This is a genomic window from Streptomyces sp. NPDC001100, from assembly GCF_053598575.1.
The window spans coordinates 91906-106654 of the sequence record NZ_JBSFKO010000012.1 but is presented as its reverse complement, the minus strand read 5'-3'; the positions used below and the strand labels follow the sequence as shown (position 1 = coordinate 106654).

The 14749-nt window shown below is 72.1% G+C and carries 11 protein-coding genes; 10 read left to right on the top strand and 1 reads right to left on the bottom strand.

Annotation, left to right across the window (positions count from 1 at the left end; all coding sequences use genetic code 11):
* Positions 1 to 117 precede the first annotated feature (117 nt).
* The 5 genes from ACWDEW_RS19415 to nudC all read left to right on the top strand — a co-directional run bounded on the left by ACWDEW_RS19415 (position 118) and on the right by nudC (position 10323).
* A complete protein-coding gene (locus tag ACWDEW_RS19415) occupies positions 118 to 504 on the top strand; it encodes an MGMT family protein (RefSeq protein WP_450514184.1) in 387 nt (128 codons plus the stop codon).
* Positions 505 to 761: 257 nt separating this feature from the next.
* The gene (locus ACWDEW_RS19410; RefSeq protein WP_450514183.1) at positions 762 to 4133 is read left to right on the top strand and encodes an ATP-dependent helicase; all 3372 of its coding nucleotides are present in this window, start codon (positions 762 to 764) and stop codon (positions 4131 to 4133) included.
* Positions 4134 to 4233: 100 nt separating this feature from the next.
* Entirely contained in the window at positions 4234 to 7740 is a 3507-nt protein-coding gene (locus ACWDEW_RS19405; protein ID WP_450514182.1) for a UvrD-helicase domain-containing protein, read from the top strand.
* 70 nt (positions 7741 to 7810) lie between these two features.
* Positions 7811 to 9223 (top strand): dipeptidase, encoded by a 1413-nt coding sequence (locus tag ACWDEW_RS19400; protein ID WP_450514181.1) that lies wholly within the window; start codon positions 7811 to 7813, stop codon positions 9221 to 9223.
* A gap of 155 nt (positions 9224 to 9378) precedes the next feature.
* Positions 9379 to 10323 (top strand): NAD(+) diphosphatase, encoded by a 945-nt coding sequence (nudC, locus tag ACWDEW_RS19395; protein ID WP_450514180.1) that lies wholly within the window; start codon positions 9379 to 9381, stop codon positions 10321 to 10323.
* An 86-nt stretch (positions 10324 to 10409) separates the two neighbouring features.
* Here the strand turns inward: nudC and ACWDEW_RS19390 are convergent, their stop codons facing one another.
* The gene (locus tag ACWDEW_RS19390) at positions 10410 to 10652 is read right to left on the bottom strand and encodes a mycoredoxin (RefSeq protein ID WP_019072117.1); all 243 of its coding nucleotides are present in this window, start codon (positions 10650 to 10652) and stop codon (positions 10410 to 10412) included.
* Positions 10653 to 10835: 183 nt separating this feature from the next.
* Between ACWDEW_RS19390 and ACWDEW_RS19385 the strand changes: the two genes are divergently transcribed.
* The 5 genes from ACWDEW_RS19385 (at position 10836) to ACWDEW_RS19365 (ending at position 14743) form a co-directional block, all read left to right on the top strand.
* Positions 10836 to 13037: an ATP-dependent DNA helicase UvrD2 gene (locus ACWDEW_RS19385; protein ID WP_450514179.1), complete on the top strand. Its 2202-nt coding sequence runs from the start codon at positions 10836 to 10838 to the stop codon at positions 13035 to 13037.
* A 176-nt stretch (positions 13038 to 13213) separates the two neighbouring features.
* Positions 13214 to 13531 carry a hypothetical protein gene (locus tag ACWDEW_RS19380; protein ID WP_400979148.1) on the top strand — a complete coding sequence of 106 codons (318 nt, stop codon included), beginning with the start codon at positions 13214 to 13216 and terminating at the stop codon, positions 13529 to 13531.
* A gap of 174 nt (positions 13532 to 13705) precedes the next feature.
* Positions 13706 to 14074 carry a WhiB family transcriptional regulator gene (locus ACWDEW_RS19375; protein ID WP_019072119.1) on the top strand — a complete coding sequence of 123 codons (369 nt, stop codon included), beginning with the start codon at positions 13706 to 13708 and terminating at the stop codon, positions 14072 to 14074.
* Entirely contained in the window at positions 14071 to 14400 is a 330-nt protein-coding gene (locus ACWDEW_RS19370; protein ID WP_381243022.1) for a hypothetical protein, read from the top strand. The genes ACWDEW_RS19375 and ACWDEW_RS19370 overlap by 4 nt, the downstream gene beginning before the upstream one ends.
* Positions 14401 to 14533: 133 nt before the next feature.
* A complete protein-coding gene (locus ACWDEW_RS19365) occupies positions 14534 to 14743 on the top strand; it encodes a hypothetical protein (RefSeq protein ID WP_450514178.1) in 210 nt (69 codons plus the stop codon).
* The last annotated feature ends 6 nt before the right edge of the window (positions 14744 to 14749 follow it).

Below are 14749 nucleotides of genomic sequence, written 5' to 3'. Positions count from 1 at the left end.
GGCATCAGGGTGCAAATGCGGGGGCGCACAGTCTGCCCCAAGCGGCGCTTCGGGGCGAGGGATACGCACAGTCGCCAGCGCGTCGCACTGTCGGTGGCGTGCGGCAGGATGGGGCGGATGAGCGAGCAGAGCCTTCCGGACGACACCGCGCCGGAGCACGAGGACGCGCTGCCCGAGTACGCGGAGCGGGTCCTCGACGTGGCCGAACGCATTCCGCACGGACGCGTCATGACCTACGGCGACGTCGCCGAATGGCTGGAGCAGGGCGGGCCGCGCCAGGTCGGCCGGGTGATGGCCCTCTATGGAGGAGCCGTCGAGTGGTGGCGGGTCGTCCGCGCGGACGGCGTGCTGCTTCCCGGCCACGAACTGGAGGCCCTCGCCCACTACCGCGAGGAGGGCACCCCGCTGAAGGAGGCGAGCAGGGCCGCCGAGGGCCACCTGCCGCGCCTCGACATGAAACGGGCGCGATGGGACGGCGGCGAGCGCGCGGACGGTCACACCTGACAGCTTCCGCCATCGGACCCGCCCCGGTGCGACCTGTGGCCCGTACGGGGGAAACGAGGCACGTCCGTGGCATGCCGTACGTTCGAGGGGCGAGGGACACACGGGTCGTGAGAGCCGAGGGGGAAGAAGCAGAAGTCCCGCTCCCGTACGACCCGTCGGCGTAGCGTCGGCTGCGCGCGTCCCCCTCACCCCGCTGCCACCGACCTCGACGCGCGGCAGCCTGCCAACCAGTACACCCACCAGGACCGGCGAACCACGTGAGCTCCTCTTCCTCCACCAGGCGCCTGTCGCACCCCCAGGTGCGACAGGGGAACCGTGGCGCTTACCGACTGGTGCGTACCCCGCCGACCCGGCCGGCTCCCCCTCACCTGGACGCGCCACAGCGCTCGGTGGTTGACCACCAGGCCGGTCCGCTGCTCGTCCTCGCAGGTCCCGGCACCGGCAAGACCACCACACTCGTGGAGTCCGTCGCGGCCCGGATCGCCCGGGGAGGTGACCCCGCGCGGATCCTCGTGCTGACGTTCAGCCGCAAGGCCGCCGTCGAACTGCGCGACCGCATGGCACTGCGCATCGGCGCCGCCCGCGCACCCCGGGCCACCACCTTCCACTCGTTCTGCTACGCCCTGGTCCGCGCCCACCAGGACAGCGAACTGTTCGTCGAGCCGCTACGACTTCTGTCCGGCCCCGAACAGGACGTCGCCGTACGCGAACTGCTCGCCGGCCAGCCCGACCTGGAGCGGCTCGGCCTCGCGCACGTGCGCTGGCCGGACGAGCTGCGGGCCTGCCTGACCACCCGGGGCTTCGCCGACGAGGTCCGCGCGGTCCTCGCCCGCAGCCGCGAACTCGGCCTGGACCCCGCCGCCCTGGACGCCTTCGCCCGCCGCATCGGCCGCCCCGACTGGCGGGCGGCCGCCGCCTTCCTCGCCGAGTACCTCGACGTACTCGACCTCCAAGGAGTGCTCGACTACGCGGAACTGGTCCACCGCGCGGTGCTCCTCGCCCACCGCCCCGAGGCCGCCGAACGGCTCGCCGCCCAGTACGACGCCGTGTTCGTCGACGAGTACCAGGACACCGACCCGGCCCAGGTACGACTGCTGCACGCCCTCGCCGGCGGTGGCCGCACCCTCGTCGCCTTCGGCGACCCCGACCAGTCGATCTACACGTTCCGGGGCGCCGACGTGAACGGCATCCTGGACTTCCCGAGCGCCTTCCCGCGCGCGGACGGCCGCTCCGCCCCCGTAGAGGTGCTCCGGACCTCCCGCCGCTCGGGCGCCACCCTGCTGACCGCCACCCGCCTGCTCACCCAGCGCATGCCCCTGACCCGGCTCCCGGCCCAGAAGGTGCGCGCCCACCGCGAGCTGTCCCCGGTGCGCGACGGCGGACGCGTCGAGGTGTACACGTACCCGACCCCCGGCACGGAGCTGGACAACATCGCCGACATCCTCCGCAGGGCACACCTGGAGGACGGCGTCCCCTGGAGCGACATGGCCGTCCTGGTGCGCGCCGGCTCCCGGACGATCCCCACGGTCCGCCGCGCTCTCACGGCGGCCGGCGTCCCCCTGGACATCGACGGCGACGACCTGCCCCTGCGCCACGAACCGGCGGTGGCTCCTCTGCTGACGGCGTTGCGGGCGGTGGCGGTCGCGGAGGCGTCCGGGGGCGCCCCGGCCGAAGCGGACGACTCCGATCCGGACGTGTCCGACGAGAACCCCACGGACACCGTCCCCGAGGAGCCCGCCCCGGTCACCTGGCTCGACACCGAGACCGCTCTCACCCTGCTCGCCTCCCCCCTCGCCGCCATGGACGCCGCCGACCTGCGCCGCCTGGGCCGGGCGCTGCGGGAGGAGGAGCGGGCCGGTGGCAATCCCGTTCCGCCGCCCTCCGACGTGCTGCTCGCGCGGGCGCTCGCCGAGCCGGAGCGGATGGTCTCGCACGACCCCACGTACGCGCGGGGAGCCCAGCGCCTGGGCGCGCTGCTGCGCAAGGCACGGGAGCGCCTGGCGGGCGGCGGTACGGCCGAGGAGGCGCTGTGGGACCTCTGGCAGGGCACTCCCTGGCCCGGGCGCCTGGAGCGGGCCACCCTGCGCGGCGGTGCGGCGGGGCGCAACGCGGACCGGGACCTGGACGCCGTCTGCGCGCTGTTCGCGACCGCGGCCCGCGCGGAGGAGCGCACCGGGGGCCGGGGCGCCCTCAACTTCCTGGAGGAGATCGACGCCGAGGACATCGCCGCCGACACCCTCACGCGGCGTGCCGTACGCCCCGACGCCGTACGACTGATGACCGCGCACCGGTCCAAGGGCCTGGAGTGGCGCGTGGTCGTCGTGGCCGGTGTTCAGGAGGGCCTGTGGCCGGACCTGCGCCGCCGCGGCTCACTCCTGGAGGCCGACCGCATCGGCCGCGACGGACTCGCCGAACCGCTCACTCCGGGAGCCCTGCTCGCCGAGGAACGCCGCCTGTTCTACGTCGCCGCCACGCGCGCGCGTGAGCGACTCGTCGTCACCGCGGTGAAGGCACCCGCCGACGACGGCGACCAGCCGTCCCGCTTCCTCACCGAACTCGGCGTCGAGCCCAAGGACGTCACCGGCCGCCCCCGCCGACCGCTGTCCGTCGCCGCACTGGTCGCCGAGCTGCGCGCCACGACCGTCGACCCGCGCGTGTCCGACACCCTCAGGGAAGCCGCCGCGCGGAGGCTGGCCCGGCTGGCCGCGCTCGCCGACGAGGACGGCCGCCCGCTGGTCCCGTCGGCGCATCCGTACCGTTGGTGGGGCATGTTCGAGCCGACCGAGAGCAAGGTGCCGCTGCGCGACCGCGACCAGCCCGTCGTGCTCTCCGGAAGCGCCCTCGACCAGCTCGCCAACACCTGCGCCCTGCAATGGTTCCTGGGCCGCGAGGTGAAGGCCGACGCCCCCGCGACCGCGGCCCAGGGCTTCGGGAACGTGGTGCACGTCCTCGCCGACGAGGTCGCCTCCGGACGCACCCCCGCCGACCTGGCCGTCCTCATGGAGCGCCTCGACACCGTGTGGAACGCGCTCGCCTTCGACGCGCCCTGGAAGTCGGCACAGGAGAAGGACAACGCGCGCGTGGCGCTCGAACGCTTCCTGAAGTGGCACGTCGACTCCAACAGCCTCCGCGCCGGCCGCACCCCGGTCGCCAGCGAGCACGACTTCGACGTCACCCTCGAAGCGGGTGACTACGAGGTGCGCATCCGCGGTTCCATGGACCGCGTCGAGACGGACCGCGACGGGCGCGCCTACGTCGTCGACTTCAAGACCGGCAAACAGACGCCCACCGCCCGCGAGGTGGAACGCCACCCCCAGCTCGCCGTCTACCAGCTCGCCGTCCAGGAAGGCGCCGTGGACGACGCCTTCGACGGAGTGCGCCCCGAGCCGGGCGGCGCCGAACTCGTCCAGCTGCGGCAGGGCGCCGCCGTACGGGACGGCGGCGAGACCCTGCCCAAGGTGCAGGCCCAGGAGCCCCTGGAGGGGGAGTGGGCCGGTGAACTGCTGGCCACGGCCGCGGGCAAGGTCCTCGACGAACGGTTCACGCCGAAGACCGGCCAGCACTGTACGCACTGCGCGTTCCGGGCCTCGTGCAGCGCGCGGCCCGAGGGGCGGCACGTGGTCGAGTAGCGCGCGTGACACATCGCACCACATGTGCTGACCTGCGCTTCTTCTTCCCCCGAGGGCGATTGGTCCTCGACTGTCAGTGGCCGCCGCTAGCCTCTCCGACATGCCCGCCCGTATCACCGATCCCGATCAGCTCAAGGAGCTCCTCGGCATCCCCTTCACCCCGGAGCAGACGGCCTGCATCATCGCGCCGCCCGCCCCGCAGGTGATCGTGGCCGGAGCCGGGTCGGGCAAGACGACGGTGATGGCGGCCCGCGTGGTGTGGCTGGTCGGCACCGGCCAGGTCGCCCCCGAACAGGTCCTCGGCCTGACCTTCACCAACAAGGCCGCCGGTGAACTCGCCGAGCGCGTCCGCAAGGCGCTCATCAAGGCGGGCGTCACCGACCCCGACGTCATCGACCCGGACAACCCCCCGGGCGAGCCGGTGATCTCGACGTACCACGCCTTCGCGGGCCGTCTCCTGACCGACCACGGCCTGCGCATCGGCCTCGAACCGACGTCCCGCCTGCTCGCCGACGCCACCCGCTTCCAGCTCGCCGCGCGCGTACTGCGCGAAGCCCCGGGCCCCTATCCGGCGCTCACCCGCTCGTTCCCGGACCTCGTCAGCGACCTCCTCACCCTCGACGCCGAGCTTGCCGAACACCTCGTACGGCCCGAGGAGTTGCGCGCGTACGACGCCGAGTTGCTGAGTGACCTGGAGGGCCGCAGACTCGGCAACGCCGAGCTCCGCAAGGTCCCCGAGGCGGCTGCCGCCCGGCGTGAACTCACCGAACTGGTGAGCCGCTACCGGGCCGCCAAGCGTGAGCGCGATCTGCTCGACTTCGGCGACCAGATCGCCCTGTCCGCGACCCTGGCGCGCACCCGCCCCGAGGTCGGCGAGATCCTGCGCGACGAGTTCCGGGTGGTGCTGCTCGACGAGTACCAGGACACCTCGGTCGCCCAACGCATCCTCCTGGCGGGCCTGTTCGGCTCCGGCACGGGCCACCCGGTGACCGCCGTCGGCGACCCCTGCCAGGCGATCTACGGCTGGCGCGGCGCGTCCGTCGCCAACCTCGACGACTTCCCCGAGCACTTCGCGCACGCCGACGGCCGCCTCGCCGCCCGCCAGTCGCTCAGCGAGAACCGCCGCAGCGGCGGCCGACTCCTCGACCTCGCCAACGGCCTCGCGGAACCCCTGCGCGCCATGCACGCGGGCGTGGAGGCCCTCCGCCCGGCCCCGGGCGCCGAGCGCGACGGCATGGTGCGCTGCGCCCTGCTGCCCACCCACGCCGAGGAGATCGACTGGCTCGCCGACTCCGTCGCCCACCTCGTACGGACCGGGAAGGCACCCGGCGAGATCGCCGTCCTGTGCCGCACGGCCACCGACTTCGCCGAGATCCAGGGCGCCCTGGTGGCCCGCGACATCCCGGTCGAGGTGGTCGGCCTCTCCGGGCTGCTGCACCTGCCCGAGGTCGCCGACCTCGTCGCCGTCTGCGAAGTCCTCCAGGACCCCGGCGCCAACGCCTCCCTGGTCCGGCTGCTGACCGGCCCGCGCTGGCGCATCGGCCCCCGCGACCTCGCCCTCCTGGGACGACGCGCCCGACTCCTCGTGGCCCACGCGCGCGTGGGGGCCGACGAGGACCCGGACCGCAGGCTCGCCGCAGCCGTCGAGGGGGTCGACCCCTCCGAGGTGATATCGCTCGCCGACGCCCTCGACACGTTCCTGGAGACACCCCTCTACGGCTCCGACGGCAGAGGGGACGACGACGGGCTGCCCTTCTCACCGGACGCGCGCGTGCGCTTCGCCCGCCTCGCCACCGAACTGCGCGACCTGCGCCGCTCCCTGTCCGACCCCCTGATGGACGTCCTGCACCGCGTCCTGGCCGTCACCGGCCTGGAGGTCGAACTCGCGGCGTCCCCGCACGCCCTGGCCGCCCGTCGCCGCGAGACCCTGTCGAACTTCCTGGACGTCGCCGCCTCCTTCGCCGCGGGCGACGGCGAGGCCACCCTGCTCGCCTTCCTCGGCTTCCTGCGCACCGCCGCCCAGTACGAGAAGGGCCTCGACAACGCCCTCCCCGGCGGCGAGAACACCGTCAAGGTCCTCACCGCGCACAAGTCCAAGGGCCTGGAGTGGGACGTCGTGGCCGTCCCCGGCCTGGTCACCGGGACCTTTCCCAGCAGCCAGGGCCGCGAGAAATGGACCGCCCAGGGCAAGGTCCTCCCGCACGCGCTGCGCGGCGACACCGCCACCCTGCCCGGCGTCGCCTCCTGGGACTCCAAAGGCATGAAGGCCTTCCACGAGGCCATGAAGGACCACCAGAGCACCGAGGAACTCCGCCTCGGCTACGTGACCTTCACCCGCCCCCGCTCCCTGCTGCTCGGCTCCGGCCACTGGTGGGGTCCCACCCAGAAGAAACGCCGAGGACCGTCCGACTTCCTCCAGGCCCTCCACGACCACTCCGCGGCCGGGTACGGCGAGATCGAGGCCTGGGCGGACGAACCCGAGGAGGGCGAGGAGAACCCCGTCCTGCAGACGGCCACCGCCGACCAGGCCTGGCCACTGCCGTTGGACGACAGGGCGATGGCCCACCGTCACAAGGCCGCCAAGATGGTCATGGACCACCTGGAGCGCCTCGCCTCCCACGACGAGAGCCACCCCGCGGCCACCCACGACCCGGACGCGCACGACGACCCGGACTGGCCCCCGCCGCCGGAGGACGACGAGCCGCCCTACGACGAGCCTCCGTACGAGGAAACCCCCCTCGATGCCGAAGACGGCCTCCCGGAGGACGACCCCGCCGACTGGGACGCCTGGACCACGGACCGCCCGACCGTCCCGCACCAGGCGACGGCACCGCACCCGGACGAACACCCCAGCGCGCCGGAGGGCGTCCGCCCGCACCCGGCGGAACCGCCCGGCACCCGCCTCACCCCCGAGGAAGCCCGAGCCATCGCCTCCTGGGACCGCGACCTCGACGCGCTCACAGGTGAACTCCTGCGCGCCCGCCGGGGTGTCACCGATGTCCCCCTGCCGGCCTCCCTGACCGCCACCCAGCTGCTGCACCTGGCCGCCGACCCGGACGGGCTCGCGCAGGAACTCGCGCGCCCCATGCCACGCCCTCCGCAACCCGCCGCACGTCGGGGCACCCGCTTTCACGCCTGGGTGGAATCACGCTTCGAGGAGCTGACCCTGCCCATGCTGGAGCCGGAGGAACTGCCCGGCAGCGAGGCCGAGATCGCCGACGAACGCGATCTGGAAGCACTCAAGGACGCCTTCGAGCGCACCGAGTACGCCCGGCGCACGCCCTACCGCGTCGAGACCCCCTTCCAGCTCTCGATCGCCGGCCGCGTCGTACGGGGCCGTATCGACGCCGTCTACAAGCAGGGCGACGGCGACGGGGCGACGTACGAGATCCTCGACTGGAAGACCAGCAGCACCCGGACCGCCGACCCGCTCCAGCTCGCGATCTACAGACTTGCCTGGGCCGAGCAACAGGGCGTGCCGCTGGAGGCGGTCACGGCCGCGTTCCTGTACGTGCGCGGCGGCGAGGTCGTCCGGCCGAAGGGCCTCCCGGACCGGGCCGCACTGGAGCGACTGCTGCTGGAGGAGCCGAGCGCGCAGGGGGAGTAGCCGGCCGCGCAAGCAAACTGTGAGGAACCGCCCACCGAGGATGTCAGTGCGGGCCGATAGGCTCGTGACCATGAGCCACACCGTTGACAGTGCCGTCAGCGCGGTCCGCACGTACATCGAGCAGCACCGCGCAGCCTTCCTCGACGACCTCGCCGAGTGGCTGCGCATCCCCTCCGTGTCGGCGCAGCCCGAGCACGCGCCCGACGTCCGGCGCAGCGCGGACTGGCTCGCCGCCGCCCTCCGGGAGACCGGCTTCCCGACCGTCGAGGTCTGGCCGACCCCGGGCGCACCGGCCGTCTTCGCCGAGTGGCCCTCCGACGACCCCGAGGCGCCCACGGTCCTCGTCTACGGCCATCACGACGTACAGCCCGCCGCCCGCGAGGACGGCTGGGACAGCGAGCCCTTCGAGCCCGTCGTCCGCGGAAACCGCCTCTACGCGCGCGGGGCCGCCGACGACAAGGGCCAGGTGTTCTTCCACACACTCGGCGTCCGCGCCCACCTCGCCGCCGCCGGCCGCACCACCCCTGCCGTGCACCTGAAGCTGCTCGTCGAGGGCGAGGAGGAGTCCGGCTCCCCGCACTTCCGGGCACTGGTCGAGGAGCGCGCCGACCGGCTCACCGCCGACGCCGTGATCGTCTCCGACACCGGCATGTGGTCCGAGGACACCCCCACGGTGTGCACCGGCATGCGCGGCCTCGCGGAGTGCGAGATCCGGCTGCACGGCCCCGACCAGGACATCCATTCCGGCTCCTTCGGCGGCGCCGTGCCCAACCCGGCGACCGCCGCCGCCCGCCTGGTCGCCGCGCTGCACGACGAGCACGCACGCGTGACGGTCCCCGGCTTCTACGACGGCATCGTCGAACTCACCGAGCAGGAGCGCGAGCTCTTCGCCGAGCTGCCCTTCGACGAGCGGGAGTGGCTGCGCACCGCCAAGTCGCACGCCACCCACGGAGAGGCCGGACACACCACCCTGGAGCGCATCTGGGCCCGCCCCACCGCCGAGGTCAACGGCATCGGCGGCGGCTACCAGGGCCCGGGCAGCAAGACGATCATCCCGTCCTCGGCCATGGTGAAGCTCTCCTTCCGGCTGGTCGCCGGCCAGGACCCCGACCACATCGAGAAGGTCGTCCGCGACTGGGCAGCCCGGCAGGTGCCCGACGGCATCCGCCTGGAGATGGAGTTCAGCGCCGCCACGCGCCCGTGCCTGACACCGCTGGACCACCCGGCTCTCCAGTCCGTTGTCCGCGCCATGGCCATCGCCTTCGATAAACCGGTCCTCTTCACCCGCGAGGGCGGCTCGGGACCGGCCGCCGACCTCCAGGAAGTCCTCAGGGCACCCGTTCTCTTCCTGGGCATCTCCGTCCCCTCCGACGGCTGGCACGCCCCGAACGAGAAGGTCGAACTCGACCTCCTCCTCAAGGGCGTCGAAACCACCGCCCACCTGTGGGGAGACCTCGCCGACACCTGGCGCCACGCGCCCTGACGAACCCACGCGATCCGGAACGGCGACAAGCGCGAGGCACACTGGAAGAACCGCCCCGCACACCCGTCCCCGCCGGACCCGGTCGCCTCCTGCCGTACGTCCCGCTGAACCGCCCGCCGAAACAATCCGCATTGCCGGGGGAGTTGGAAGCACCCGTGACCACCTGGACCGACCACACAGCCGACCGACCCATCTCGCTCACCGCCCCGAGCGGCATCGACCGAGCCGCCCACCACCGGCTCGACGAGGCCTGGCTCGCCGCGGCGTGGAGCCACCCCACCACCCGATGCTTCGTGGTCTCCGGCGGCCAGGTCCTCATCGACGAGACGCCCGACGGCAGCACCGAACTCGTCATGACCCCGTCCTTCGAGGCACCCCTCACGGAAGCGCACCGCTACTTCCTGGGCACCGACGAGGACGGCGTCAGCTACTTCGCCCTCCAGAAGGACGCGCTGCCCGGCCGTATCGACCAGTCGGCACGGCCCGCGGGCCTGCGCGAGGCGGGCCTGCTGCTGTCTCCCCGGGACGTGGGCCTGATGGTGCACGCGGTCGCCCTGGAGAACTGGCAGCGCCTGCACCGCTTCTGCTCCCGCTGCGGCGAGCGCACGGTGATCGCCGCGGCCGGCCACATCCGCCGCTGCCCGGCCTGCGGCGCCGAGCACTACCCGCGCACCGATCCCGCAGTGATCATGGCGGTCACCGACGAGGAGGACCGCATCCTGCTCGGCCGCCAGGTCCACTGGCCCGAGGGTCGCTTCTCGACACTCGCCGGCTTCGTTGAGCCCGGCGAGTCCATCGAACAGTCCGTGCGCCGCGAGGTCTTCGAGGAGGCCGGCATCACCGTCGGCCACGTCGAGTACGTCGCCAGCCAGCCCTGGCCCTTCCCGTCCAGCCTCATGCTGGGCTTCATGGCCCGCGCCACCTCGACGGAGATCAACGTCGACGGCGACGAGATCCACGAGGCCCGCTGGTTCTCCCGCGAGGAGCTGCGCGCAGCGTTCGAATCCGAAGAGGTGCTGCCGCCGTACGGCATCTCGATCGCGGCCCGCCTGATCGAACTCTGGTACGGCAAGCCGCTGCCGACCCGCAGCCTCGTCTGAGGTCGACAACGAGAAGCAGACAGCAGGAAGGCGGCCCCTGACCTATCAGGGGCCGCCTTCTGCGGAGCCGCGAGCCGATCGCCGGATCAGGCGCCGACCTTCTGCTTGACCTGGGCCAGCGACGGGTTCGTGAGCGTCGAACCGTCCGCGAAGAGCAGGGTCGGAACCGTCTGATTCCCGCCATTCGCCTTCTCGACGAACGCCGCCGAATCCGGGTCCAGCTCGATGTTGACCTCGTTGTACGCGATGCCCTCGCGGTCCATCTGGCTCTTCAGCCGACGGCAGTAGCCGCACCAGGTGGTGCTGTACATCGTCACGGTGCCCGACATTCTCTCGCGCTCCTCAACAGCTCAGGGAATATGTCCTCGCGTGGAGGAAACGTACGCGACGCACCCGCCATTCCCGCCGGGGGTATCCCATGGGACGTGACGCCTGCCGCATTAGTACGACTGCGGGTGCCTCCCTGTGGACAACCGGCTCACCCGTCTCCGGCGACCTGGCAGCATGGCCGTGTGACAGCAGCAACGCACTCCCCCCTCTTCCCGCAGGTACCGGACTCGGCCGACGCGGTGCTCGAAGGGCTCGACCCCGAGCAGCGCGAGGTGGCGACCGCCCTGCGCGGTCCGGTGTGCGTGCTGGCGGGCGCCGGCACGGGCAAGACACGGGCGATCACCCACCGCATCGCCTACGGAGTGCGCGCCGGGGTCCTGCAGTCCTCCAGCGTGCTGGCCGTCACCTTCACCAATCGCGCCGCCGGCGAGATGCGCGGCCGGCTGCGCCAACTCGGCGCCACGGGAGTGCAGGCACGTACGTTCCACTCCGCCGCCCTGCGTCAGCTCCAGTACTTCTGGCCGAAAGCGATCGGTGGCAGTATGCCCCGGCTCGTCGACCGCAAGATCCAGCTCGTCGCCGACGCGGCGGCGGCCTGCCGCATCCGGCTCGACCGCGGTGAACTGCGGGACGTCACCGCCGAGATCGAGTGGTCCAAGGTCACCCAGACCGTCCCCTCCGACTACGCCGCCGCGGCGGCCAAGGCGGGCCGTGACGTTCCCCGCGCCCCCGCCGAGATCGCCCAGCTCTACGCCGCCTACGAGGACGTCAAACGCGACCGCGCGGTCATCGACTTCGAGGACGTCCTGCTGCTGACCGTCGCCGTGCTCCAGGACCGGCACGACATCGCCGAACAGGTCCGCTCGCAGTACCAGCACTTCGTGGTCGACGAGTATCAGGACGTCAGCCCGCTCCAGCAGCGGCTTCTGGAGCTGTGGCTCGGCGATCGCGACAATCTGTGCGTGGTCGGCGACGCCAGCCAGACGATCTACTCGTTCACCGGCGCGACCCCCGACCACCTTCTCGACTTCCGCACCCGCCACCCCGGCGCCACCGTCGTCAAGCTGGTCCGCGACTACCGCTCCACACCCCAGGTCGTCCACCTCGCCAACGGCCTGCTCTCCCAGGCCCGTGGCCGGGCCGCCGACCACCGACTGGAGCTGATCTCCCAGCGCACCGCGGGTCCTGAGCCCGTCTACGCCGACTACACCGACGAGCCCGCCGAGGCCGAGGGCGCCGCGCGCCGCATCCGTGACCTGATGGCAGCGGGCGTGCCGGCGAGCGAGATCGCGATCCTGTTCCGTACGAACTCCCAGTCCGAGACCTACGAACAGGCCCTCGCCGACGCCGGAGTCCCCTACCAACTGCGCGGCGCGGAGCGGTTCTTCGACCGCCCCGAGGTCCGCAAGGCCGGCGTCGCCCTGCGCGGCGCGGCCCGCTTCGGCGGCAACGACTCCCTCCTCGACGACATCGTCGACCTGCCCTCCCAAGTCCGTGCCGTCCTCTCCGGCGAGGGCTGGACCAGCGAGCCACCGGCCGGCTCCGGAGCCGTCAGAGAGCGCTGGGAGTCCCTGGCCGCGCTGGTCAACCTCGCCCAGGACTTCGCCGCGGCCAGACCCGGAGCCACCCTCGCCGACCTGGTCGCCGAACTCGACGAGCGGGCGAACGCCCAGCACGCCCCGACCGTCCAGGGCGTCACCCTCGCCTCCCTGCACTCGGCCAAGGGCCTGGAGTGGGACGCCGTCTTCCTGGTCGGCGTCGCCGAGGGCATGATGCCGATCTCCTACGCGAAGACCGACGAACAGATCGAGGAGGAGCGCCGCCTCCTGTACGTCGGAGTCACCCGCGCCAGAGAGCGGCTCCATGTCTCCTGGGCCCTCGCCCGCTCACCCGGCAGTCGGCCCAACCGCCGCCCCAGCCGCTTCCTGGACGGCCTGCGCCCCGGTTCGACCGGTGGCGCGGGCAGGCCCGGCCTGGTCGCCCCCGGCGGCATCGAGCGCGGTTACACGGGCACCGGCCTCAACCAAGTCGTCCCCCGGCGGACACAGCGCACCGTGGCCCGCTGCCGGGTCTGCGGTCGCACGCTCACCGACGCCGGCGAGATGAAACTGATGCGCTGCGAGGACTGCCCCTCCGACATGGACGAGGGCCTCTACGAGCGGTTGCGGGAGTGGCGGGAGATCCAGGCGCAGCGCAGCGGTCAGCCGGCGTTCTGCGTCTTCACCGACAAGACGCTGATGGCGATCGCCGAGACCGTCCCCGACGACGAGGGCGAACTCGCGCGGATCCCCGGCGTCGGAGTGCGAAAGCTCAACCGCTACGGGGCCGATGTCCTGGCCATCTGCGGCGGTCAGGAGCCCGCGGAGGGTGCTGCGGGGGACTGATGAAAACTCGTCGGAAAAATAGTTTGCGCATGCCCCGGCGATCCCCATAGGTTCTAAGCCACGGGAACAGAAGGCCTTCTCGGAGGCCCTGATTCCGTGATGTACTTGCATATCCGCAGGATCGGGCTTACCCCCGCTCCCCCGCTCCCCCGAGACGCCGAGAGGAGGCGATTCCAGTGATCAGCATCAACACCAGCTCCGCCAGCATCGTGAAAATGACCGATCCCTCGGTCGTCTCCCTGTGCATGCTCGGCGTTTCGAACCTGGGCACCGGTCTGTCCGGCATTTCTGCCGCCCGTCCGGCGTCCGTCCTGTCTCTCGCGGTTCTTCCCATCCGCGAGCGCAATGAGCGACCGACCAAGGCACTGGAAGCAGTAGGAGCACAGGCGCAGGCCTATGCCTTTGCGCCCGGTGCCGGAAGCCGGAAGCAGACGACGCAGCACCACCAGATGTGGGCCTTCCGTGGGCCAGAACCCTGGAGTGATCCAGCCTGATTGATCAGGCCGGCGCCTTCAGGGCCGCGGAACCCCATCCGGGATCCGCGGCCCTTCTGTTTGTCCCCGAACGGGGATGACGGAGCGAAGGGGCCTCGGGACAAGAAAAGAACCCGGTACCAAGCCGACACCCGGCCCAACAGGGCCGGACCGACCAGACGAGGAACAACAACCGTGCAACTCGAAGCGCACGCCCCGTCCGTACCGCCTTCCGAAACGATCCCCCCGCCCGGCCTCACGGAGGACTCCACCTTGACTCCGCTCACTGCGCTCACCGCGCTCGACGACGCCATCGAGAACCTCGGCGTGCCCGTCCCCTGCCGTTCCTACGACCCGGAGGTCTTCTTCGCCGAGTCGCCGGCCGATGTCGAGTACGCCAAGTCCCTCTGCCGCACCTGCCCGCTGATCGAGGCCTGCCTCGCCGGCGCCAAGGAGCGGCGTGAGCCCTGGGGCGTCTGGGGTGGCGAGCTCTTCGTCCAGGGTGTCGTCGTGGCCCGCAAGCGGCCGCGTGGCCGTCCGCGCAAGAACCCGGTCACGGCATGAACACCACCCTCGGAACGATCGACCGCCCCCTCACGCACGACCCCAAGAAGCAGGCCCCGATGAAGCCGTCCACTCCCAGCGAGCCCGCGGGCTCCGCGATCCCAGACTTCACCACTCCGGGTGCGACCGAGTCGCGCCAGAACAGGACGCGAGAGATGCAACTCATCCCAGAAGCCCTGGCCCGTGCGCATATGCACGAGCGCCTGCAGGAGGCCGAGCGGGAACGGCAGGTCACGCGCCTGCTGGCCGCTCGTCGGATGCAGCGCAGGGCCGAGCGTGCCTCGCTGCGCGCCCGGCGTGCGCTCGCCATGGCCGTCATGCAGTAGTCGATCACGCCTGAAGCGGTGGCCTCCCCAGCCCGGAGGCGAATGCTCCCCGCGGGGGCCGGTCCGTCCGAACGGACCGGCCCCCGCGGTGCGTTCTGCCCCCGATCCCCGACCCCGGCGATATCGTCGCCGGGTGACGAGTCGTCCCGGAGGCAGCGACACCAGCGCCTCCACCGAGGAGCCCCAGCCCCTCGTGTGCGCCCGCTGCGGTACCCGGTCCGAGGGCCCGCAACCCACCTGGACCTGCTCCGTGGAGAACGGAACCCGGCACTACTTCTGCGACACCTGCGCCAGGGAGAACCTCAGGGCGATCGAGGGACGGTTGGACTCCGACTGGTGGTAGGCCGCA

Bases quoted from the DNA above. Each gene is read 5' to 3' on its own strand.
- ACWDEW_RS19390 (WP_019072117.1), bottom strand. From the start codon at position 10,652: ATGTCGGGCACCGTGACGATGTACAGCACCACCTGGTGCGGCTACTGC.
- ACWDEW_RS19370 (WP_381243022.1), top strand. From the start codon at position 14,071: ATGAACACCACCCTCGGAACGATCGACCGCCCCCTCACGCACGACCCC.
- ACWDEW_RS19405 (WP_450514182.1), top strand. From the start codon at position 4,234: ATGCCCGCCCGTATCACCGATCCCGATCAGCTCAAGGAGCTCCTCGGC.
- ACWDEW_RS19415 (WP_450514184.1), top strand. From the start codon at position 118: ATGAGCGAGCAGAGCCTTCCGGACGACACCGCGCCGGAGCACGAGGAC.
- ACWDEW_RS19400 (WP_450514181.1), top strand. From the start codon at position 7,811: ATGAGCCACACCGTTGACAGTGCCGTCAGCGCGGTCCGCACGTACATC.